The 21088-nt window shown below is 73.3% G+C and carries 19 protein-coding genes; 10 read left to right on the forward strand and 9 right to left on the reverse strand.

Translation table 11 applies throughout. The features are described 5' to 3' along the window. The first annotated feature begins 8 nt into the window (after positions 1-8). The 4 genes from cydB to ACRYM6_RS19670 all read left to right on the forward strand — a co-directional run bounded on the left by cydB (position 9) and on the right by ACRYM6_RS19670 (position 5874). Positions 9-1043, forward strand: coding sequence for a cytochrome d ubiquinol oxidase subunit II (cydB, locus tag ACRYM6_RS19655; protein ID WP_432544579.1), 1035 nt, complete (start codon positions 9-11; stop codon positions 1041-1043). Beyond that, on the forward strand, positions 1040-4366 hold the full coding sequence (gene cydD / locus ACRYM6_RS19660; RefSeq protein WP_432544580.1) for a thiol reductant ABC exporter subunit CydD: 3327 nt from the start codon (positions 1040-1042) through the stop codon (positions 4364-4366). Before cydB ends, cydD begins: the two co-directional genes overlap by 4 nt. Before the next feature lie 89 nt (positions 4367-4455). Then, complete coding sequence (locus tag ACRYM6_RS19665; RefSeq protein WP_432544581.1) at positions 4456-5172, forward strand: hypothetical protein; 717 nt, start codon at positions 4456-4458, stop codon at positions 5170-5172. A gap of 9 nt (positions 5173-5181) precedes the next feature. Then, positions 5182-5874 carry a M15 family metallopeptidase gene (locus ACRYM6_RS19670; protein ID WP_432544582.1) on the forward strand — a complete coding sequence of 231 codons (693 nt, stop codon included), beginning with the start codon at positions 5182-5184 and terminating at the stop codon, positions 5872-5874. A gap of 18 nt (positions 5875-5892) precedes the next feature. Here ACRYM6_RS19670 and ACRYM6_RS19675 read toward each other — a convergent pair whose 3' ends face one another. From ACRYM6_RS19675 to ACRYM6_RS19715, 9 genes are all read right to left on the reverse strand, one after another. After that, positions 5893-6447: a Uma2 family endonuclease gene (locus tag ACRYM6_RS19675; RefSeq protein WP_432544583.1), complete on the reverse strand. Its 555-nt coding sequence runs from the start codon at positions 6445-6447 to the stop codon at positions 5893-5895. 58 nt (positions 6448-6505) lie between these two features. Further along, on the reverse strand, positions 6506-7066 hold the full coding sequence (locus ACRYM6_RS19680) for a glycosyltransferase family protein (protein ID WP_432544584.1): 561 nt from the start codon (positions 7064-7066) through the stop codon (positions 6506-6508). A 147-nt stretch (positions 7067-7213) separates the two neighbouring features. Continuing rightward, a complete protein-coding gene (locus ACRYM6_RS19685) occupies positions 7214-8401 on the reverse strand; it encodes a Fic family protein (RefSeq protein ID WP_432544585.1) in 1188 nt (395 codons plus the stop codon). A 78-nt stretch (positions 8402-8479) separates the two neighbouring features. Beyond that, positions 8480-11335, reverse strand: a complete 2856-nt coding sequence (locus tag ACRYM6_RS19690; RefSeq protein WP_432544586.1) for a S8 family serine peptidase — start codon at positions 11333-11335, stop codon at positions 8480-8482. A 193-nt stretch (positions 11336-11528) separates the two neighbouring features. Continuing rightward, positions 11529-11891 (reverse strand): hypothetical protein, encoded by a 363-nt coding sequence (locus tag ACRYM6_RS19695; protein WP_432544587.1) that lies wholly within the window; start codon positions 11889-11891, stop codon positions 11529-11531. Beyond that, positions 11888-12289, reverse strand: a complete 402-nt coding sequence (gene fliS, locus ACRYM6_RS19700) for a flagellar export chaperone FliS (protein WP_432544588.1) — start codon at positions 12287-12289, stop codon at positions 11888-11890. Before fliS ends, ACRYM6_RS19695 begins: the two co-directional genes overlap by 4 nt. 148 nt (positions 12290-12437) lie before the next feature. Then, on the reverse strand, positions 12438-13925 hold the full coding sequence (gene fliD, locus ACRYM6_RS19705; RefSeq protein ID WP_432544589.1) for a flagellar filament capping protein FliD: 1488 nt from the start codon (positions 13923-13925) through the stop codon (positions 12438-12440). Between the two features lie 124 nt (positions 13926-14049). Continuing rightward, a complete protein-coding gene (locus ACRYM6_RS19710) occupies positions 14050-15255 on the reverse strand; it encodes a flagellin N-terminal helical domain-containing protein (protein WP_432544590.1) in 1206 nt (401 codons plus the stop codon). 334 nt (positions 15256-15589) lie between these two features. Then, the gene (locus ACRYM6_RS19715; protein ID WP_432544591.1) at positions 15590-16489 is read right to left on the reverse strand and encodes a sigma-70 family RNA polymerase sigma factor; all 900 of its coding nucleotides are present in this window, start codon (positions 16487-16489) and stop codon (positions 15590-15592) included. Positions 16490-16734: 245 nt separating this feature from the next. On the opposite strand from ACRYM6_RS19715, the gene ACRYM6_RS19720 reads away from it, so the two are divergent. The 6 genes from ACRYM6_RS19720 (at position 16735) to ACRYM6_RS19745 (ending at position 21051) form a co-directional block, all read left to right on the forward strand. After that, positions 16735-17082 (forward strand): hypothetical protein, encoded by a 348-nt coding sequence (locus ACRYM6_RS19720; RefSeq protein ID WP_432544592.1) that lies wholly within the window; start codon positions 16735-16737, stop codon positions 17080-17082. Between the two features lie 104 nt (positions 17083-17186). Further along, a complete protein-coding gene (locus ACRYM6_RS19725) occupies positions 17187-17678 on the forward strand; it encodes a flagellar protein FlgN (RefSeq protein ID WP_432544593.1) in 492 nt (163 codons plus the stop codon). 11 nt (positions 17679-17689) lie between these two features. Then, entirely contained in the window at positions 17690-19087 is a 1398-nt protein-coding gene (flgK, locus tag ACRYM6_RS19730) for a flagellar hook-associated protein FlgK (RefSeq protein WP_432544594.1), read from the forward strand. A gap of 26 nt (positions 19088-19113) precedes the next feature. Further along, positions 19114-20007, forward strand: coding sequence for a flagellar hook-associated protein FlgL (gene flgL, locus ACRYM6_RS19735; protein ID WP_432544595.1), 894 nt, complete (start codon positions 19114-19116; stop codon positions 20005-20007). Between the two features lie 63 nt (positions 20008-20070). Then, entirely contained in the window at positions 20071-20472 is a 402-nt protein-coding gene (gene fliW / locus ACRYM6_RS19740) for a flagellar assembly protein FliW (protein ID WP_432544596.1), read from the forward strand. 171 nt (positions 20473-20643) lie between these two features. Beyond that, complete coding sequence (locus ACRYM6_RS19745; protein ID WP_432544597.1) at positions 20644-21051, forward strand: flagellar assembly protein FliW; 408 nt, start codon at positions 20644-20646, stop codon at positions 21049-21051. Positions 21052-21088: the final 37 nt, after the last annotated feature.

The following is a 21088-nucleotide window of genomic DNA, read 5'->3' on the forward strand; positions in this document are numbered from 1 at the left end:
GCACGACCGTGGACCTGCCCGTCTTCTGGTACGCCGTCACCGTCCTGGCCTGGGTGCTGTTCTTCGTCCTGGAGGGCTTCGACTTCGGCGTCGGCTTCCTCGGCCCGCTGCTGGGCCGCACCGAGGCCGAGCGCGGCGCCGCCGTGCGCACCGTCGGCCCCGTCTGGGACGGCAACGAGGTGTGGCTGGTCGCCGCGATCGGCGTCACCTTCGCCGCGTTCCCCGACTGGTACGCCGCGCTGCTGTCCGGCCTGTACCTGCCGATGATCGCCCTGCTCCTGCTGCTGGCCGTGCGCGGCGTCGCGATCGAGTTCCGCGGCAAGCACGACACCGCCACCTGGCGGCGCCGCTGCGACGCGGCCCTGGCCACCAGCTCGCTGCTGCTGGCCGGGACGTGGGGCGCCGTCCTGGGCGTCCTGGTCTCCGGGCTGGCCCTGTCGGCCGACGGGGAGGTGCACGTCGACGGCTGGGGCGGCGGGCTCGGGCGCTCCCTGGAGCCGCTGTTCGGGCCGTGGGCCGTGCTCGGCGGCTTCGCCGGGGTCCTGCTGACCACCGTGCACGGCGCCACGTTCCTGTCGCTGCGCACCACCGGCGTCCTGCGCGAGCGGGCCCGCCGGCTCACCGTCGCCACCGCCCCCGCCCTGACCGTCGTCGCGCTGGCCCTGTTCATCGCCGCCGGTCACGCCGCCGTCGCCGGGGTCGCGGCGCTGCTCGCCCTCGCCGCGGTCGCCGCCTGGCGGCGCTCGGAGGCCCTGGCGTTCGCGGCGACGACGCTCGCGGTGGCCGGTACCGTCGTGGCGGTGTTCACCGCCCACCTCGGCCAGGGCTCGTTCGTCCTCCTGCGCAGCACGCTGTCGCCCGCCGGTGACGTCACCCTGCGCGCGGCGGCCGCCTCCGACGGCGCGCTGCAGCTCATCACCGTCGCCGGGCTGGTGATCCTGCCCGGCGTGATCGCCTACCAGGCCTGGTCGTACTGGGTGTTCCGGCGCCGCGTCGCCACCGGCTTCCCCGCCGCCCGCCGCCGGGTCCGCGTGGGCCGGTGAGCTCAGAACGCCCCCGCGGCCCGGTCGACCCCCGGCTGCTGCGGCACGCCCGGCCCGCCCGGGCCGGGATCGCGGCCCTGGCCGCCGTCGAGGTCGCCGCCGCGGGCCTGCTCGTCACCCAGGCCCTCGCGCTGGCCGACCTCGTCGTGGCCCTGCACGACGGCACCGACCCCGGCCGCGGGCTGGGCCTGCTGGCCGCCACCGTCGCCGGCCGCGTCCTGACCTCCTGGGCCACCGCGCGCCTGGCCCAGCGCACAGCCACCGCCGTCCGCGACGACCTGCGCACCCGCGTCCTGGCCCGCGCCCTCGCCCTCGGTCCCGCCTGGGTCGAGCGCTTCGGCCGGGGCCGGCTCAGCGCCGTCCTCACCCAGGGGCTGCCCGCGCTGGACGGCTGGTTCACCCGGTACGTCCCGGCGCTGGTGCCCGGGGTGCTGCTGCCCCCCGCGGTGCTGGTGCTGCTCGCGCTGGCCGACCTGCGCTCGGCGCTGACGGTGCTGCTGACGCTGCCGCTGGTCCCCGTCTTCGCCGTCCTGCTCGGCAAGGCCACCCAGGCCCGCGCGGACCGGCAGTGGCGCACCCAGCGCACCCTGGCCGCCCACTTCCTCGACACCGTCCGCGGCCTGCCCACCCTGCGCGCGCACCGGCGCGCGCAGCGGCAGGTCGCCGCCGTCGCGGCCACCACCGACGCCCACCGCCGGGCCACGATGTCGGTGCTGCGGGTCGCGTTCCTGTCCTCCACCGCCCTCGACCTCGTCGGCACCCTGTCGGTGGGGCTGGTCGCCGTCACCGCCGGGATGCGGCTGGCCGGCGGCACCCTGGACCTGCACACCGCCCTGCTGGTGATCCTGCTGGCCCCCGAGGCCTACCGGCCGCTGCGCGAGGTCGGCGCCCGGTTCCACGACTCCGCCGACGCGGCCTCGGTCGTCGCCGACGTCGACGAGGTCCTCACCGCCGTCGTGCCCGAGTCCGCCGACCCGGCCGGGGAACCGGCCGGGGAACCGGCCGGCGGGCTGCGGCTGCGCGGGGTCGCCGTCGCGCGCGCCGACGGCTCGCCCGTCCTGGAGGGGTTCGACCTCGACGTGCCGCCCGGTGAGCTGCACGCCCTCGCCGGGCCCAGCGGGGCCGGCAAGACGACCGCCGCCCGGGTCGCGGCCGGGGTGCTGGTGCCCTCGGCCGGTTCCGTCGCGCACCCCCGGGGGCGGGTCGCCCACCTGCCCCAGCGCCCGGAGTTCCCGCACGCCACCACCGTCGCCGACGCCGTCCGGGCCGGGCGCGAGGCCCCCGACGAGCTCGTCGGCTGGGCCCTGGCCGCCGCGGCCGCCGCCGACCTCGACCCCGGCACCGCGCTCGGCGAGCACGCCGCGGGCCTGTCCGCCGGGCAGCGTCAGCGCGTCGCGCTGGCCCGCACCTTCCTGTCCGTGCCGCTGGGCAGCACCGTCCTGGTCCTGGACGAGCCGACCGCCCACCTGGACCCCGCCGGTGAGGACGCCGTGGTGGCGACGCTGCGCGCCCTGGCCCACGAGCACGGCTGCGCCGTCCTCGTCGTGGCCCACCGCCCCGCCCTGCTGGCGGCGGCCGACCGCACCACCACCCTGACCCGGCCCGCCGCCGAGGTCCCTGCCGAGGCCCCCGCCGAGGCCCCCGCCCCGCGACCGGTCCCCCGCACCGGGACCACCCCGGCCGTGCCGCCGGTGAAGGGGCGCCGGCTGGGGGCGCTGGCCGTGGTCACCGGCGTCGCCGCGGTGCTAGCCGCCACCACGCTCACCGCCGCCGCGACCTGGCTGCTCGTCACCGCCGCCGACCGGCCCCCCGTCCTGACGCTGTCGGTGGCCGCCGTCCTGGTGCGCGCCAGCGCCACCGCCCGCCCGCTGCTGGTCTACGCCGAACGCCTCCTGAGCCACGACGTCGCGTTCTCCCGGCTGGCCCGCTGGCGCTCCGACGTCGTCGCCGCCCTGATCCCCCGGTTGCCGGGGCCGCTGTCGCGCCGGCGGTCCGGCCGGGCCGGGGAACTGCTGGTGCAGCTGGCCGACGACGTCGACGCCCGCGTGGACGGGCTGCTGCGCGCCCGGCACCCCGCGACGGTGACCGCCTTGGCCGTCGTCGTCGCCCTGGCCGCCGCGGCGGTCCTGGACCCGCGGCTGGCGCTGGCCGCGCTGCCCGGGCTGGCCGTGGCCGGGCTGCTGGCCCCGGCGGTGGCCGCCGCGGCCGAACGGCGCGAGCAGGCCCACCGCGAGGACGTCGGCGCGCTGGCCAGCGCCACCGTGGAGACCCTCGACGCCGTCGAGGACCTGCAGACCCTCGAGGCGGCCGGGCCGCTGGAGGTGGTGCGCCGCAGGCAGTCCGCGCTGGCGGGGGCCGAGCGCCGGCGGGCCCGCGCCGCCGGGGCGACCGCCGCGCTGTCGGCCGCCGGGACCGGGCTGGTGGTGCTGGGCCTGGCCACCGCCGCCGGCACCTCGCAGGCCCCGCTGGCCTGGGTCGCGGCCGCCGTGCTGGCCGGGGTGAGCGTCGCCGACGCCACTCGCGCCCTGCCCGAGACCGCCCGCGCCCGCGAACGGGCCCGCCGCGCCGACGCGCGCGCCGCGGCGCTGCTGGCCACTCCGGTCACGGCCGTCGAACGCGCCGACCCGCGGCCGCTGCCCGCGCCGCGCGAGCTCGTGCTGAGCCTGCGCGGGCTCGTCGCCGGCTGGGACGGGCCGTGCCTGCGGGGGGTGGACCTGGACCTGGCCGCCGGGGACGTCGTCGCGGTCCGCGGCCCGTCGGGGTCGGGGAAGTCGACGCTGGCCGCGGTGCTGCAGCGGTTCCTGGACCCGGCGGCCGGGTCGGTGCTGCTGGACGGGGTGGACGTGCGGGAGCTGGCCGGGGACGACGTGCGGTCGTTGGTGGGCCGCGTCGGCGACGACGAGCACGTCTTCGCGACGTCGCTGCGGGAGAACCTGCTGCTGGCCGCGCCGGGCAGCGGTGACGAGGCGCTGGTGGAGGTGCTGCACCGGGTGCGGTTGCAGGACTGGTTCGCGGCGCTGCCGCACGGGCTGGACTCCCGGCTCGGCGACGGCGGGGCGCCGCTGTCCGGCGGCGAGCGCCGGCGCCTGGCGATGGCCCGCTCGCTGCTGGCCGACGTGCGGGTGCTGGTGCTCGACGAGCCGTCGGAGGGGCTGGACGCGGCGACCGGGGCGCGCCTGGTGGCCGACCTGCTCGACGCCCGCGCCGACCGGGCCGTGCTGCTGCTGGCGCACCGCGAGGAGGGCGTGGACCGGGCGGGCCGGGTGTACGACGTGCGGGACGGGCGGCTGGTCCCGGTGCCGGAACTCACCCGATCGGCCTAGCCCGTTCGGTTCACCGTTGGTTCATCCGTGGTTAACCTGTGGTCCCGCCCAGCGCCACCGCGCCGGGCTCGATCGGGGGGTCACCCACCGTGCTCGAGGTCACCATCTCCCCACGCCGGCTGCTGCTGGGCCTGCTCGCGGTCGTCGCCGCGCTCACGCTGACCAGCTACGCGTTCCTGCTGCTGACCGTGGGGCTCGGCGTCGACGCGCCGGTCGTGGTCTCGGCCCGCAAGTTCTTCGACGTCAACGCCGAGACCAACCTGCCGTCCTGGTTCTCCGCCGTCCTGCTCACCGTGACGGGCCTGGTCACGTGCGACGCCGGCCGTCGCGCGTTCGCCGGGCGGCAGCCGTGGCGCTGGCACTGGACGGTGCTGGGCGCGGGGTTCTGCTACCTGTCCCTGGACGAGCTGGTCGGGCTGCACGAGCGGTTCGTCGGGCCGATGACCGCGCTCGTGGGCGACGGGGGCGTCTTCAAGTACGCCTGGGTCGCCGCGGCGCTGCCGGCCGTCGCGGTCGTGGCGGTCCTGTACGCCCGGTTCCTGGCGGCGCTGCCGCGGCGCACCGCGGGCCTGGTCCTGCTCGGCGGGGCCCTGTACGTGGGGGGCTCGGTCGGCCTGGAGATGGTGGCCAACGCGCTGTCGGACGCCGGGCTCAGCGAGCAGGGGCTGCTGCTGGGCACCCTGCAGACGCTGGAGGAGGCCTGCGAGATGGCCGGCCCCGCCCTCTTCCTCGCGGTCGTGGCGGGTCTGCCCCGCGCTCGGACCGTGGACGTGTCGGCACCCCGCGTCCGGGTGACCAACGGCTAACGTTCGGTGATGGGCCGTCTGCGCGTCGCCGTCCTCGCCCTCGTCCCGCTGCTCGCCGGCTGCGCGGCACCCGCCGCCTCGGCCCCCGGGGCGGCGGTCGAGGTCCCCCGGCAGTCCCGGTCGCTGCGCACCCCCGCGCTGCCGGCGTTCACGTCCACGACCGCGCCCGTCACCGCCGCCGACCTGTCCGCGTCCTGGCGGCCCGGCTGCCCCGTCGGGCCCGAGCGGCTGCGCGTCGTCACCGTCTCCACCGTCGACCTCACCGGCCGCGCCTCCACCGGCCGGATCGTCGTGCACGCCGACGTCGCCGGGCCCGTCACGGCGATCTTCGCGCAGCTGTACGCGCTGCGGTTCCCCGTGGCGCGGATGGAACCGGTCGAGGCGTTCGGCGGCTCCGACGACGCCTCCATGGCCGCCGACAACACCTCGGGGTTCAACTGCCGCGCCACCACCGGCGGCACCGGCTTCTCCGAGCACTCCTACGGCACCGCGATCGACCTCAACCCCGTCGAGAACCCCTACGTCAAGGGGACCACGGTGCTCCCCGAGGCCGGCCGGGCCTTCGTGGACCGCCGCCCCGCGCCGGGCGTCGTCCTCGCCGGGGACGCCGTGGTCCACGCCTTCGCCGAGCACGGGTTCTCCTGGGGCGGGGACTGGCGGTCGCTGAAGGACTACCAGCACTTCTCGGTCTCGGGCGACTGAGCCGGGCCCGCGGGCCGTTCAGCCCAGCAGCGCGTCCACGTCGACGCGCACCGTCGCCACGCCCACGTCGAGGTCGGCGACGTCACCGCGGCCCAGCGTCGCGGTCGGGGTGAGGATGCCGTCCACCAGCGCGTACGCGGTGACGCGCTCGTCGCGCGGGTCGACGATCCAGTACCGGGGCAGGCCGGCGGCAGCGTACTTCGCGCTCTTCCAGACCAGGTCGTCGCCGCGGTTGGAGGACAGGACCTCCACCACCAGCTCCGGGGTGCCGGTGAAGCGAGCGCCCGATCCGGCGCGCGCGGTGGCGAGGTCGTACACCACCACGTCGGGGATGAACTCGTCCCGGCCGGGTTTCCACGCCCACGCGGTGTTGACCCGGTGCGTCGCCGGCAGGACCGCCTTGATCAGCCAGGTCAGTTCCAGGGCGATGAGCTGGTGCTGCTCGCTGGGGCTCGGGCTCACGACGAGACGACCGTCGATGTACTCCGCACGCGGGTCCTCCGGAAGGCTCTCGTACTCCTCCCAGCTGAGGGACCGCCCCACGGTGGACAGCGTGGTCGGCTGCTCGGTCACGGGACACCTCCTCCGGGTCGCGCCCAGCCTAGCCGCGCACCCCGCGCGGGCGCCCGGGTCAGACCCGGTCGAACACCCCGCGCTGCGCCGGCAGGCTCGCCGTGGTCGCCACCGGCTGCCGCACGGTCAGCAGCGCGCTCGGCACCTCCGCCAGCTCTCCCGCGCGCGCCGGCGCGCCGCTGCCGTTGCGCAGCAGCCGCGCCGAGCGGTGGGTGCCGCGGACGACGTCGTCGACGCGCACCGACATCGCCGGGAGGTCCACGGCGTGGCTCAGCAGCTGCCGCAGCGCCTCCGGCGAAGCCGTGACCCGCTCCCCCGCCAGCACGCACAGCGCCCAGTCGGCGCCGACGTGCGCCAGCGCGGCCTCCTGGGCCCGGTCGCGGTCGTCGGCCCAGAAGCCGGAGACGACGGTGACCGCCGGGTGCAGGGTCGCGTCGAAAGCGGCGCTGCCGGGCGCGAGGTGGTCGGCGGTGTCGTAGACGACGACCTCGTCGGCCACGTCCACCAGCCCCCGCAGGTCCTGCTCCAGGGCCGGCGCCAGGGTCGCGGTGTCGGTGGTGCCCTGCAGCACGAGGCACGCGGCGAGGGTGGTCCGCGAGGTGGTGCGGGTGCTGGTCATGGTCGTTCCCGTCGGTCGTCCGTGGGCGCCTGTCCACGCCTTCGACAGAGCATCGGCCGGAACCGCCGGAGTGTTTCGTGCGTCACACACTCTTTACACGGTGTTGACGTGCGTGCCGTCTCCTGCGGGGGACGCGCACGGGTGCGGTCAGGCCCGCCGGCCGGCGCGCCGGGCGAACTCGTCGAGGGCGCTGAGGATCTCCGGCGCCTGCCAGCGCCGGTCGCGCCGCCGGCCGGAGAACTCCACGACGACCCCGGCGCCGGTGAGCGTGGCCAGCGCCTTCGCCGCGTTGACCGTCGACACCCCGACCTCGCGGGCGACCGTGTCGACGTCGAGGACGGGCTGGCGGAACAGCAGGTCCAGGACCGACCACGCCGCCGCCCCCTGCCGGGCGCGCACGACCGACCGCCACCGCTCCCGCACGTCGGCGAGGTCGGCCAGCAGCTCGCGGCCGTGGACGACCGCGTGCTCGGCCGCGGCCGTGAAGCACCGCACGATCGGTTCCACGTCCCCGGCGCGGTAGGCGGTGAGGGCGGCGACGTACCGCTCGCCGTCGCGCAGCAGACCGGCGGAGACCGGGACGACGGTCTGCCGGACCAGGCCGCGGCGGCGCAGCAGGACGTGCACGAGGGCGCGGCCGGTGCGGCCGTTGCCGTCGACGAAGGGGTGGACGGTCTCGAACTGCGCGTGCACCAGGGCGGCGTGGACGAGGGCCGGGACGTCCCGCCGCGCCGCGAAGGTCATCAGGTCCTCGATCGCGGCCGGGACCGCGTCGTGGTGCGGGGGCACGAACTCGGCCTGGTGCGGGCCGTACCCGCTGCCCCCGATCCAGACCTGCTCGCGCCGCCAGGTGCCGGCGTGGTCGGGCGCGGACTCGGCGAGCAGGTCGCGGTGCATCGCCAGCACGGCGCCGGCGTCGAGCTCCGCGGTGGCGATCGCCCGTTCCATGGCCCGCACGTTCCCCAGCACCAGGCCGGCGTTGCGGGTCGCGTCCTGGGCGTCGAGGGCCGCGACGGCCAGCGCCCTCGCGCCGGAGGTGATGTTCTCGATCTGGGAGCTGGACGCGGACTCCGAGCGCAGCAGCAGCGCGGAGAAGGGCACGGGGTTCCCCGCGCTCTCCGCGTCGAAGCGGGTGACGAGCCCCGCCGCCCGCTCGGCCTCCGCGAGCAGCCCCAGCGGCAGCACCGGGTCGAGGTGGGCGACGGGCGGCAGGACCGCGGCCCGGTACTCCCCCGTGTGGGACTCCCGCACCCGGCGGGAGACGAGGTCGGCGGGGACGCGCGAGGTCCAGGGGTGCGCCTCGTGGCCGATCGCCACCCAGCCGCCCGTCACCACGGACCGAGGTTACCAACGGATGTGCGTTGATCCGTCGTCAACGAGCCGCTCTGCTGATGGATCGGACGGTTCCCTTGCTCACAGGTGCGCCCCCGCGCAGGACGTCTCGCACGCGCTGGTGGCGAAGGCCGCCGACGGGTCACCGAGGTCGGTCCGGCGCACCAGCGCCAGCCCGTCGCGGGACCGGGTGGTCGGGGCCGGGGACGCCGTCGTGGACGAGGTCGTCGACGCCGAGGGCGTGGACGGCGCCGAGGTGGACGACGACGGCGTGGAGGATGGAGCCGAGGGCGCCGACGTGGGACCGCCCGTGGGCGCGGCGCCGGTGGGCGAGGCCGACGGCGCGGAGCCGGCGGGGGCGGCGTACGTCAGGGCACCGGGCAGGACGCTGCCGTCGGCCGGGTCGGCGCTGCCGTTCGGGAACAGCGTCACGTCGTAGCTGCCGGCGACGCGCGCCGGGACCCGCACCTGCAGCTGCGACGGGTACGCCGAGACGATCGTCGCGGTCGCGGAGTCACCGATCCGGACGGTCCCCACCTGGTCCAGGTCGGTGCCGCGGATCGTGACGAGGGCGCCCCCGGCGGTCGAGACCGTCGACGGGCTCAGCGAGGTCACCGCGAAGCGGCCGACGGCGGGGAAGGTGCTGGTCGGGGCCGGCGTGGGCGCCGCCGAGGGCGGGGCGGACGGGACCGACGGCGCGGCGGTCGTCGAGGGCGTGCTGGAGCTGGACGGACCGGCCGTCGGGCCGCCGGGGGTGGTGGCGGGGCTGCTCGGGGTGCTCCCAGCGGTCGGGTCCGTCGTCGCCGTGACGCTGGGCGCGGACGTCGGCGCGGTGGTGGGCGCAGCGGTCGGGGCCGTGGTGGGAGCCGTGGTGACCGTCCCGGTCGGCTGCTGGGACGGCGCGGTGGTCGGCGCCGTGGTCGGCGCGGTGGTCGGCGCGGCCGAGGGGGCGGTGCTCGACGGGGAGGACCCCGGCGCGGTCGTGGTCGCACCGGGCGTGGGGGCGCTCGTGCCGGTGGAGGTGCCCGACGGCGCGGGCGTCGTCGCCGTGGTGCTCGGGGACGCGCCGGCCGACGTGCTGGGCGAGACGGTCGGGGTGCTGGCCGGGGTGTCGGAGACGATGAGCGGCGCCGCCCACGGCCGGGTCAGGGCCGTGCCGTCGCGCAGCAGCTGCGCGGTGACGAGGTACTCCCCGTCGGGCAGCGCGGTGCCCAGGGAGAACGACTGCGACACCGAGGAGGTCGTCCCCAGGTCCACGTCGAACTCCCCGCGGGTGTCGGTGGTGTACGGCGTGCCGCCGACGGTGACGTCGAGGCCGGACACGCCCCACAGGTCCCCGTCCTCGCGGCTGAGGATCCCCACCCGCAGCGTGTGGACCCCGGTGGTCGGGCCGCCCTGCACGCTGATCACCGGGTTCTGGGTGCTGCCCGCGACGGTGCCGGCACCGCTGAAGCGGTACGCGACCTCCGCGTCGGCGCTCAACTGGGCCAGGGACAGGCGCCCGCCGCTGACCGACAGGGCCGGCAGGTTCGGCTGGGCCACGGTGTCGGCGAGCAGCGCGGCGCGCAGCGAGCGCATCCGGTCGACCGGGGTGCCGGTCGCGGGGCGCACCGAGGCGTACATCGCGACGCCGGCGGCGACCTGCGGGGCGGCGATCGAGGTGCCGCTGACGAGCTGGAAGCTGCCGTCGTTCGTCGGGACGAGGACCAGCTTCCCGGGGGCGAACAGGTCCACGCTGGTGCGTCCGAACGCCGAGCTGGCCGCCTTGGAACCGTCGGCCGCGAGGGACCCGACGGTGAGGACGTTCTCCTCGGTGAGGCTGGCCGGGTACATCGGGACGGTGTCGCGGTCGGCGTTGTCGTTGCCGGCCGCCGCGACGACGAGGACGCCCTTGCTCGCGGCGTACTGGACCGCGGTCTGCAGGTTCGCCAGGGCCGTGCCGGTGACCGCGCCGCCCCAGGAGGCGTTGATCACGGTCGCGCCGTGGTCGGCGGCGTAGCGGATGGCCTGGGCGCCGAGGTTGACGTCGACGCCGTGCCCGGTCCCGATGACCAGCGGCATGATCTTCGCGTCGGGGGCGACGCCCGCCGACCCCTGGCCGTTGCCGGCGCGGGCGGCCGCGGCCCCGGACACCGAGGTGCCGTGCTCGCCGCCGCTGCCGTTGTCGACGTCGGCGGTGCCGGTGACGAAGTTCCAGCCGTGGCAGTCCCCCGTGATGCCGTCACCGTCGCCGTCGGACCCGCACGCCGGGTTGTTCCACAGCGCGGCGGCGAGGTCGGGGTGGTCGGAGTCGTAGCCGGTGTCCACGACGGCGATGACGGTCCCGGCCCCGGTGGTGGCGGTCCACCCCTCGGGGGCGTCGACGTCGACGCCGGCGACGGCGGCCTGTCCGAAGGCGTTGGAGCCGGTGTTCTCCAGGTTCCAGCCGTACGGGCTGTACATCGGGTCGTTGGGTCCGGCGGCGACCTCCCCGCTGGCGGAGTCGGCGACGTCGGTGACGCCGGGGACGGCCCGCAGGTCGGCGGCCGTGCCCGACGTGGCGACCAGCGCCGTGCCGTCGGCCAGCATCTGCGCCGACCGGACGCCCGGGACCTGCCCCAGCGCGGTCAGCAGGTCGGCGTCGACCTCACCGGGGACCTGCTGCAGGACAGGCGCTCCGGGCTGCGACACCGGGCGGGAGGAGTCGTCGGTGACGTACCAGGTGCGCCCGACGTGCAGTTCGAGGTGCCCGGACGGGCCCAGGCTCGCCGTCGCCGCGGCGTGCAGCTGCGCGTCGACGGCCGGCAGGCCGCTCGCGCCCGCCAGCGGGTCCGAAGCCCGCACCACGAAGCGGTGCAGGCCGTCCCCGGGCCCGAAGCCGTCGGCGATCGCCACGGAGGCGCCCGAGAAGACCGTGAACGCCCCGGCCCCCAGGGCCAGCGAGGCCACCCCCGCCACTGCCGGAACCCACCCGCGTCGTGCCACAGCGCCCACCCCGGTCTCTCGATGATCTCCGTCGGTGAAGGCATCGGGTGCGAGAGGGGTCCACGTGATGAGCCGAGCGGGTCACGGCGATCGGGTGAGCCGGGAAACACCGAAGGGTGGGCACCGACCCGTGGGGTCGGAGCCCACCCTCTGAGTGGTGGATCGTTCAGAACGCCTTGTCGAAGAAGACGGGCGGGCGCTCGGCCCGCTCCATCTTGCTTAGCGCCCGACGCTGGTTGCGCACCTGCACGAGCGCCTCGGCGAGGCGCTCGCTGACTTCCAGGTGACGCTGCAGCAGCCGACGCGCCCGGTCGCTGAACTCCATCGGCAGCGGCCCCTGCAGGCTGGGTGCGATCCAATCCTGCGGGTTCAGCAGCTCCTCGGGAACGTTCTCGTCACCGTCGTGCATCCGGGCGAGCAGATCCTCGGCCTCAGCGACACCGACCTCGACATCGGCCAGCGCCGCACCCCACGCGTCGCGCCAGCGGTCGCCGGACATCCCCTCGACGGGGCCGACGGGAGTCGTCACCGGGCGGCCGGAACGCCGGTCAGGCTCTCCAGCGCCGCTTGGCGCCACGCCTCGGCCAGCGGCTCGACCGTCTCGACGCGGACGACGGCGGTGCGGTCGGCGTCACCGGACATGTTCGCGGCGACGAGCTCCTGCACCATCCAGGTGTAGAGAGCCATCAGGCCGGGGCCACCGTCCCACTTTTCCACGTCGAGGCCGACCTGCAGCTCGCGGATGATGTCCTGGGCGTGGATGAGGTTGGTGTGGGCGGTCTCACGGTCGCCGGCGCGCTGGGCGTCCTCGCCGCGCTTGAGGTCGAGCACAAGACGGTCCCAGAGCATGACGAGCAGCGTGGCCGGACTGGCGGTGGAGAGGCTGTCGCTGAGGTAGCGGCCGGCCCGGGGGCTGCGAGACGTCATAGCGGTCATGCGAGATTCCTCCGTGGGTGTGCGGGATCTGCCCCTTCATCGGCAGCCCGGCCCGCGAGTCAAGGATTTACCCGCACACGCGAAGAGGGCCGGTCCGACGCGTGCGCGTCGGACCGGCCCTCCCGTCGTGGTGCTGCGATCAGCCCAGGCCGGCCAGCTGGCCCGCCATCCAGGTGGACTGGCTCTGCAGCTTGCCCAGTGCCACTTCCAGAGCACCGTAGTACTTCTGGTAGTAGGCCCGCTTGTCCGCCAGCCGGGTGTCCCAGTCCGCAATCCGCTTTGTCAGGTCCCCGATGGAGGAGTTCTGACCGCTGATGGCCGAGGTGATGGTTCCCGTGACCGAGTCGGTGGCGCTCTTGGCGACCCGAGCGATCCGCTCGACGATCCCGTCCGGGCGCGCCGGCTCGCCCACCTTGGGCGCCGGCAGCGAGGCACCCGAGACGAGCGCCTGGACACCCACCGGGTCTTTGGCGTGGGCCTCCAAGAACTTCGCCTTGTCGAACGACAGACCGATGTTCGACGTGGTCGCCTTGGTCTTGTCGATCTGGAGTCCGAAGGTCGCCGCGGACGAGTTCCCTCCGACGGCGCTGGTCACGGCATCGACGATCTGCGCCTTCAGCGCCCGCAACGCGCTGTCACCCTTGAGGGTCCCGCCACCGGTCACCTTGCCGTCCGCGCCGACCGCGCCGGGGCGCGTCTGCAGAGTGATGTCGCTCAGGGCGGCGTTGGCGGCGTCGACCAGCGACTGCATCGCGGAAGCGATCGCCTCCGGGTTCGAGGTGACCCCGACGGTGACGCTGCTCGCCTCCTTGGTGACGGCGAGGGACACGCCCGGCATGACGTCCTTGAACGAGTTCGAGGACGAGGTCACCGTGATCGGGTTGGTCTTGCCGATGGTGATCTCTGCGTCCTGCGCGGGGCTCAGCTCATCGATCCCCTGCGCCTTCTCGACGGTCGACAAGGCAGCGTAGTCACCCGGAGCGAAGGTAATCTTCCCCGGCGTAGCCACGGTCCCCTCCGGCCTGCCGCTTCCGGTGTGAGGGACGAGCTTGAAATCGCCCTTGGACCCGGAGTCGGTGGAGGTGATCTGCAGGCGGTACTTGTTGTCGGACACGCGGATGGCGACGGCCTTGATGCCGAACTGGCCCGCCTCGTTGATCGCAGCTGCGACCTGGTCCAAGGTACCGGTGTTCGGCTTGAGGGTGACGTACGACCCATCGGACTTCACGACGTCCAGCGGGTAGCTGAGCGTCGACGGGTCCACCTTGCCGTCGGTGAGAGCGAACTCCTCGCTGACGGCCGTGCGAGCCGACGCGAGCTTCACGACGTTCACGGTGAGCGATCCACTGCCGGCCTTGCTGTCCGTCGTCACGGTGACCGCCTCGTTGGAGGACGTCGCCTTGACCGGGCTCCAGGCCGTGGCCTTCTGCAGCGCTTCGGCGGCCGTCTGCAAGGCCGTCATCTTGGTGTTGACCGACTGGTAGCCGGCCACCTTCAGCTGGGCAGTGCTGACGGTGCTCTTCAACCGCGTCTGGGTGGCGGCGTCCGCGGAGACGAGCGAGTTGATGATGCTGGTGGTGTTGAGGCCGCTGACGAGACCGTCAACGGTGGACGAGATGCTGGACATCAGACCCCCCTTTCCGGTGGGTTGTCGCATCGGGACATGACAAACGGGGGCACCGGGGATACCGGTGCCCCCGCTTGGGTGAGGTCCGTTCAGCTACCGCCGGCGGGCCTCAGAGAAGCGATGATCAGCCGCGCAGCAGGGAGAGGATGTTCTGCGAGGAGGAGTTCGCCTGCGCCAGCATGGAGGTGCCGGCCTGGGACAGGATCTGGCTCTTCGAGAACTTGGTCATCTCCTTGGCCATGTCGGTGTCGCGGATGGCCGACTCCGATGCGGTGATGTTCTCGATCGAGACGTTGAGGCTGTTGATCGCGTGCTCGAAGCGGTTCTGGATCGCACCAACAGATGCACGGGCAGTCGAAACGCTCTTGAGCGCGTTGTCGATTTCCGCGATAGCAGTCTGAGCAGAGCCCGGGCCCGTGAGGTTACTGGTCTGAAGACCGAGTCCGGACGAGCTGAAGCCGCTAGCCGAAGCGTACGTGGTGTCAGTCCCGGCAGTGGTGACACTGCCGGTCATGTTGCCGAAGGTGTTGTCCGTCTTACGGAATCCGACGGTGATAGCACCCGAGGCGCCAGCCGTGGGCTGGGTCACCGTCAGGTTTGCCGCACCCGTGCTGGCCAGGTTGAACTTACCGGCAAGCGCGGTCCCGTTCGCACCAGTGGTGAGGTCCGCAAGCAAGTCCGTTGCGTTGGTCGTCGTGGTGGTAACCGTCAGCGTGACCGACTTGGATCCATCGGCAATGGTGATCTTGTCACCGGCGGCATAGGCGAAACCGGCCGTAGCAGTGTACTGGGTCGGGACGCCGTTAACCTGCGCGGTGACAGGCCCGAAGACCGAGGAACCGAGGTTGATGTTCAGCCGGTCGTTCGCCGAGTTGTTGGCCCCAATCTGGAACGAGCCGTTGTAGCTGCCGTCGAGCAACTTCTGGCCACCGAAGGAGGTGGTGTTCGAGATGCGGTCGAGCTCGCTCTTGAGCTGGCTGAACTCGGTGTTGGCTGCAGCCTTGGCGTCCGCATCCTGCGAACCGGAGTTCGACGCCTGGACGGCCAGGTCGCGCATGCGCTGCAGGATCGAGGTGGAGGTGCTCAGGGCGCCGTCAGCGGTCTGGGCGACGTTGACGCCGTCCTGCGCGTTGCGGGCGGCCTGGGTCATACCGTTGATCTGCGAGCGCAGGCCCTCGGAGACGACGAGGCCGGCGGCGTCGTCAGCGGCCTTGTTGATGCGGAACCCAGAGGACAGCTTCTCCAGCGAAGAGCTCTGCGCCTTGTCGGTGGCGGCGAGGTTGCGGTAGCTGTTGACGGCCGCGATGTTGTTGTTGATGCGAAGACCCATGATGACGATTCCTCCGTGATGTGGGGTCTGACGTGTTTCGTGTCTGCCATCCGTGGCTTGACACTCTCTTCATCGGCTCGTGGGTCCGGGACCTGAGCCCTTCGTCCCGTGGCAAACGGGTGACCCTTCTCGATCACCCGCACCTCGACCACCTGGAGTCCCTCCAGGCACGACGGTCGCGGCGGCCCACCAGTCGACGTGGCTCCGCGAACGGAACCCCGCACCTCCATTCAAGCACGCAGGGTCACGGCTTGTCGCGGTAAGTGAGGAACGAGCGAGGCCCCGCTCCGACGGGGTCGGAACGGGGCCTCGGTCGAGCAGGCGACGCGGACGGTCAGGCTGAGCGGCGGGCCGGCTGGACGCCCACCGAGGCGAAGGCCGACAGCGCCAGGCGCGAGCGGAAGTCGCTCTGCGTCCCGACCGCGGCGTAGTACGCCTCCTTGCGCTTGACCGCAGCACCGGAGCCGGCGGCGCGGGCCACCATCTCGGGCGACAGGTGGGTGTTCATGCCGTCGCGCAGCAGCACCAGGGCCTCGGCGCGCATCTGCGAGATCCGCGACTCGGACACCTCCAGCTCCTCGGCGATGTCAGCCATGGGCCGTTCCTGGATGAAGTAGCCCTCCACGACGACCCGCAGCCGCTCCGGCAGGCAGGCGATCGCCGAGCGCAGGTAGCCCAGGCGCTCGCGGTGCAGCAGCTCCTGCTCCGGGCCGGGGGTGTGCGTGGGCAGGTGGTCGTCGAGGGAAGCGCCGTCGGCGGTGAAGCCCTGCATGGACAGGACCATGGAGCGCTGCGCCTCGTCGCGGGTCTCGGTGACCTCCTTCTCGGTGACCCCGAGGGAGGCGGCGAGCTCGGCGCCGGTCGGCGTGCGGCCCAGCTCGGCGGTGAGCTTGTCCTCGGTCTGGCTCAGCTTGCGCTGCCGGCTGCGGACCCCGCGCGAGGCCCAGTCGGCGCCACGCAGGTCGTCGAGGATCGCGCCGCGGATGCGGGTGTTCGCGTAGCGGTTGAAGGGGACCCCGGTGTTGGGGTCGTAGGCCTGCGAGGCCTGGAAGAGCGCCATCAGCCCCGCCGAGGTGAGGTCGTCGCGGCTGACGTGCGACGGCAGACGGCCGATGAACTCGCTGGTGATGTAGCCGACGAGCGGCAGGTTCTTCTCCACGAGCGCGTGGCGCTCGGCGGCGGTGAGCTCGACCATGGGGAGCTCCCGGGTGGCGAAGGCGGTGTCTGCGGTCACACCCCCCTTCTCGGCAGACACCCGCCCCGGACTTGAGCGCCGAACGGGTGACACTCCCGCCGCCCGGCGTTGCTCCGGACGGGTGGGAGGGCGTCACGGGCCGTCGTGGACCGCCCCGACCGGGTGACGCCCGTCTCGAACGGCGCAGTGTGCTTCAGCGGAGGGGTTGAACCAGCCGAGACTAGGCGGAGCGTTCCACCGCGACCGGTGGTGCGCCTGTGTTTCGTGGGGCTGGAGGGAACGTCGTGAAGCCGTTGTGGCAGGTCGTCCGCGACCTGGAGTTCGCGCACAAGAAGGGGCGCCTGACGCCGTCCTTCATCGACCACTACGCCGACGTGAACGGGGAGCGCATCAGTGCGCTCTATGCGCTGTGCGCGAAGAACTTCCTCGACGTCGAGCATGAGATCGGCCGCAACGACCACATCGCGCGCGAGCGCGAGCACAGCATCGACCAGGCCGCGGTCAACCGCGCCCTGGAGGAGGAGGCGCGCGTCCTGCACCAGGAGCTGCGCACCGCCCGCGAGGACGGCCGGCCCTACTACCTGCGCAAGCCGACGAAGAACGCGCAGTTCATCAAGAAGGCGGGGAGCTGACCGACCCCGTCACCGGGTTCGGTCCCCGCGGCGCTCAGCTCGTGGTAGCGGCCGCCGATGGACGGCTCGAGCACGACTGACGATCGGATCGGGGAAGGACACGCATGGGCCTGGCTGAGGTCTCCGGCATCCTCTGGAAGGAGCGGGAGCTCCTGGAGCTGCTCCTGTTCAAGCTCGAGGAGGAGCAGCTCGTGCTGGCCAGCGGCCGGACCCGCTGGCTGGCGCACGCGACCCGCGAGGTCGAGTTCGTCATGGAGCAGATCCGGACCACCGAGCTCCTGCGGGCCGTCGAGGTCGATGCGGCCGCCCCCGAGCTGGGCCTGGAGCCCGGCCCCAGCCTGGGCGCCATCGCCGAGGCCGCCCCCGAGCCGTGGGGTGAGCTGTTCAAGAGCCACCGGGACGCGTTCCTGACGCTCACCGCGGAGATCCAGGACCTCGCCGACGCCAACCGCGACCTGCTGCACGCCGGCTCCCGCGCCCTGCGTGAGACGCTGCTCGGGCTGGACAAGCCCCTCGACACCTACACCGCCCGGGGCAAGAACACGGTCGAGTCGACCGGCGGATCCCGCGCCCACTTCGTCGACAAAGCCATCTGAGAGGACCCCCGATGAGCACCTTCTCCGGCATCAACACCGCCCGCCGCGCGCTGGGCGCCGCCCAGCTCGGCATGGAGACGACCGGGCAGAACATCGCCAACGTCAACACCCCGGGCTACTCCCGCCAGCGGGTCGAGCAGTCCGCGAGCGTGCTGAACCAGACCGGTCAGTTCACCCAGAAGCACGTCCCCGGCGACGGCGTCGTCGTCAACGGCCTGAGCCGGGTCTCCGACGCGCTGGCCACCGCCACCGCCCGTCAGGACTCCGCCGCCGCGCAGGAGCAGGCGACGGCCGCCACCATCTGGTCCGGCGTCGAGAACGTCCTGGGCGACACCGGCGCCAGCGGCCTGAGCGAGAACCTCAAGGACCTGTCCTCGGCGTGGAACGACCTCGCCTCCAAGAGCGGCACCGACGGTCTCGCCGGCGCGCAGTCGCTGGTGATCACCCGTAGCCAGACGGTGGCGACGCAGGTCGTCGGGATGAACAGCCAGCTGGAGGAGCAGTACGACCAGCTGGGTCTGCAGGCCGACACGCTCGCCACGCAGGCCGGCACCATCGCGAAGAACGTCGCGAAGCTCAACGCCGGCATCCGCGAGACGCTGGCCAACGGCGCCTCGGCCAACGAGCTCATGGACCAGCGCGACCAGCTGCTCAACCAGCTCTCCGACCTCACCGGTTCCCGCGTGGTGAACCGGGAGAACGGCACCGTCGACGTCCTCGTCGGCAACGCGGCCCTGGTGACCGGCGACGTCTCCCACGAGCTGACGGTCGGCGTGCAGGTCAGCACCACCGACAAGACCGCGGTCGCCGCCGGGGCGCAGAAGATCGGCAACCAGCTGGTCCTCAGCATCGGTGGCCAGGTCGCGGAGCCCGCGGCCGGTTCGCTGAAGGCCACGCTGGATGGCGCCAACAAGACCCTGGTCGACCAGAAGAGCGACCTCGACGACTTCGCGACGACGCTGACGAACACGGTCAACAAGGCGTACGACGGCACGTTCTTCCAGAGCGTGGCGAGCGGCTGGGACGCCGGCGCCCCGGGCTACACCACCGCGAAGGTCGACGCCTCCCAGCTCACCGTGGCCGTCACCAGCGGCCTCCGCGACAGCAGCGGCACCTCGGCCGACCGCACCTACGCCAAGGCGGTCTCCTCCGCCTTCGCCGGGGTGAAGTCGGAGTGGCGCACCAACGTCACCAACCTCGCCGCCTCGACCCAGTCCGCGTCCAACCGCGCCGAGCTGTCCGCGCAGGTGTCGCTGAAGTCCAGCGCGGTCCGCGACGGCGTCTCGGGCGTCAACCTGGACGAGGAGATGACCAACCTGGTCGCCTACCAGCACGCGTACTCGGCGGCCGCGAAGGTCCTCACCACCATGGACGAGGCCCTGCAGTCGCTCCTCAACATGGTCCGCTGACCCTCTGACGACCGAAGGAACTGATCATGCTCGGACGCGTGACCCAGCGCAGCATCGCCACGAACGCGCTGACCAACCTGCAGAACACCCAGACCCGCATGGCGAAGCTGCAGGACCAGATCACCAGCGGCACCTCGCTGCCCAAGGGGTCGGAGGACTCCGTGCGGGCGGCCGCGGCCCTGCGGCTGAACGACCAGATCGCGGTCAACACCGAGAACGGCCGCAACCTCGACGAGGCCCGCGCGTGGATGACCACGCAGGAGCCCGCGCTGCAGAGCACCACCAACGCGCTGCAGAAGGTGCGTGAGCTGGCCGTCCGCGCGAACAACGGCGCCCTGAGCGAGACCGGTCGCCAGGCCATCGCGGCGGAGATCACCGCGCTGAAGGAGACGATCCTCGGCGACGCGAACACCCCGTACCAGGGTCGTGCGGTGTTCGGCGGTACCACCGCCGGTGCGACCGCCTACGCCGGCAGCACGCCCTACGCCTACGCCGGTGACTCCGGCGCCGTCGAGCGCACCATCTCCCCCGGCGTGAAGATGACGGTCAACATCCTCGGCGAGACCGTCTACGGCACGCAGAACGGCGCGAACCTGTTCGCCGAGCTGGACACCCTGGCCGCGAACGTCACGGCCGGCAACACCACCGCGGTGGCCGGTGCCCTGAGCACGATCGACGGGCGCATCACCAGGGCCACGAACGCCATGGCCACCATCGGTGCCCGCACCAACCAGCTCGACCACGCCGAGGAGGTCAACGCCAACCAGCTCGCCTACCTCGAGGCGCAGCTGAACGACGTGCAGGGCGTCGACCCGGCCAAGGCGTACGTGGAGTTCACCCAGCAGAACGTGGCCTACCAGGCCGCGCTGCAGGTGACGGCGAAGACGGTCCAGACCTCCCTCCTGGACTTCCTCCGCTGAGTCACTCCCGCCTCGAACGTCCCGACCCCACCTCCTGCCCCCGGAGTTCCTAGAGTGACCCTCATGACCGACTCGCCTGTGTCCGCCCCGGTGATCGAGTTCGTCTCGCCCCTCATGGGCCTGGCCGAGCACTCCGCCTTCCACCTCGTCCCGCTCGACGAGGAGGGCTCGCTGTACTCGTTGCGCGCTGCGGACGGCGCGGGTGTCCGGCTCGTCGTTCTGGCCCCGGGGAGGTTCTTCCCCGGGTACGCGCCGGAGATCGACGACGAGACGGTGGCGGCGCTGGACCTGCGGGACGCTTCGGAGGCGGCGGTCCTCACCGTGGTGAACGTGGGGGACGACCCCGCGACAGCCACGGTCAACCTGCTGGCCCCCATCGTGATCAACCACCGCACGCTGCGGGCGGCGCAGACCGTCCTGGTCGGCACGGACCTGCCGCTGCGGGCCCCCCTGCTGGCGGCCTGACACGCCGCGTCGAGCCCCGTCCCGAACGCCCCGCCGGCCCTCCGGCGGGGCGTTCGGCGTTCCCGTGGGACGACACGAACACCGCGACGCACAGCGACATTTCCGCTACTGTCAGTACTGGCCGAGCCGTCGGGAGAGTGCTCCCGGGCTACTGCAGATGAAGGGATCGACGTGAGCATCGCTTCCGACACCAAACCCAAGATCGAGTTCGTCACTCCCCTCATGGGGTTCGATCAGCACACCGCCTTCGAGCTGGAACCGCTCGACGACGACGGCATGTTCTTCACCATGCGCTCGACGTCGGACCCCGACCTCGCGCTGGTGCTGGCCGACCCCATGCCCTTCTACCCCGACTACGACGCCACCATCGACGGTGACACCGCCAAGTCGTTGCAGATCGAGGACGAGAAGGACGGCGCCATCCTGGCCATCGTGAACATGGCGCAGGGCAAGGACAAGGCGACGATGAACCTGTTCGCCCCGATCGTCGTCAACCCCAAGTCCCACCGCGCGGTCCAGGCCATGCTCTACGGCGAGGACCACCCGCTCGACGCGCCGCTGACGCCCCCGGCCAGCTGACACGTGGGACCGGGGCGGCCCAGCGGGGCGGCCCGGG

It is taken from the genome of Kineococcus rugosus, assembly GCF_050871975.1.
Taxonomy (GTDB): Bacteria; Actinomycetota; Actinomycetes; order Actinomycetales; family Kineococcaceae; genus Kineococcus.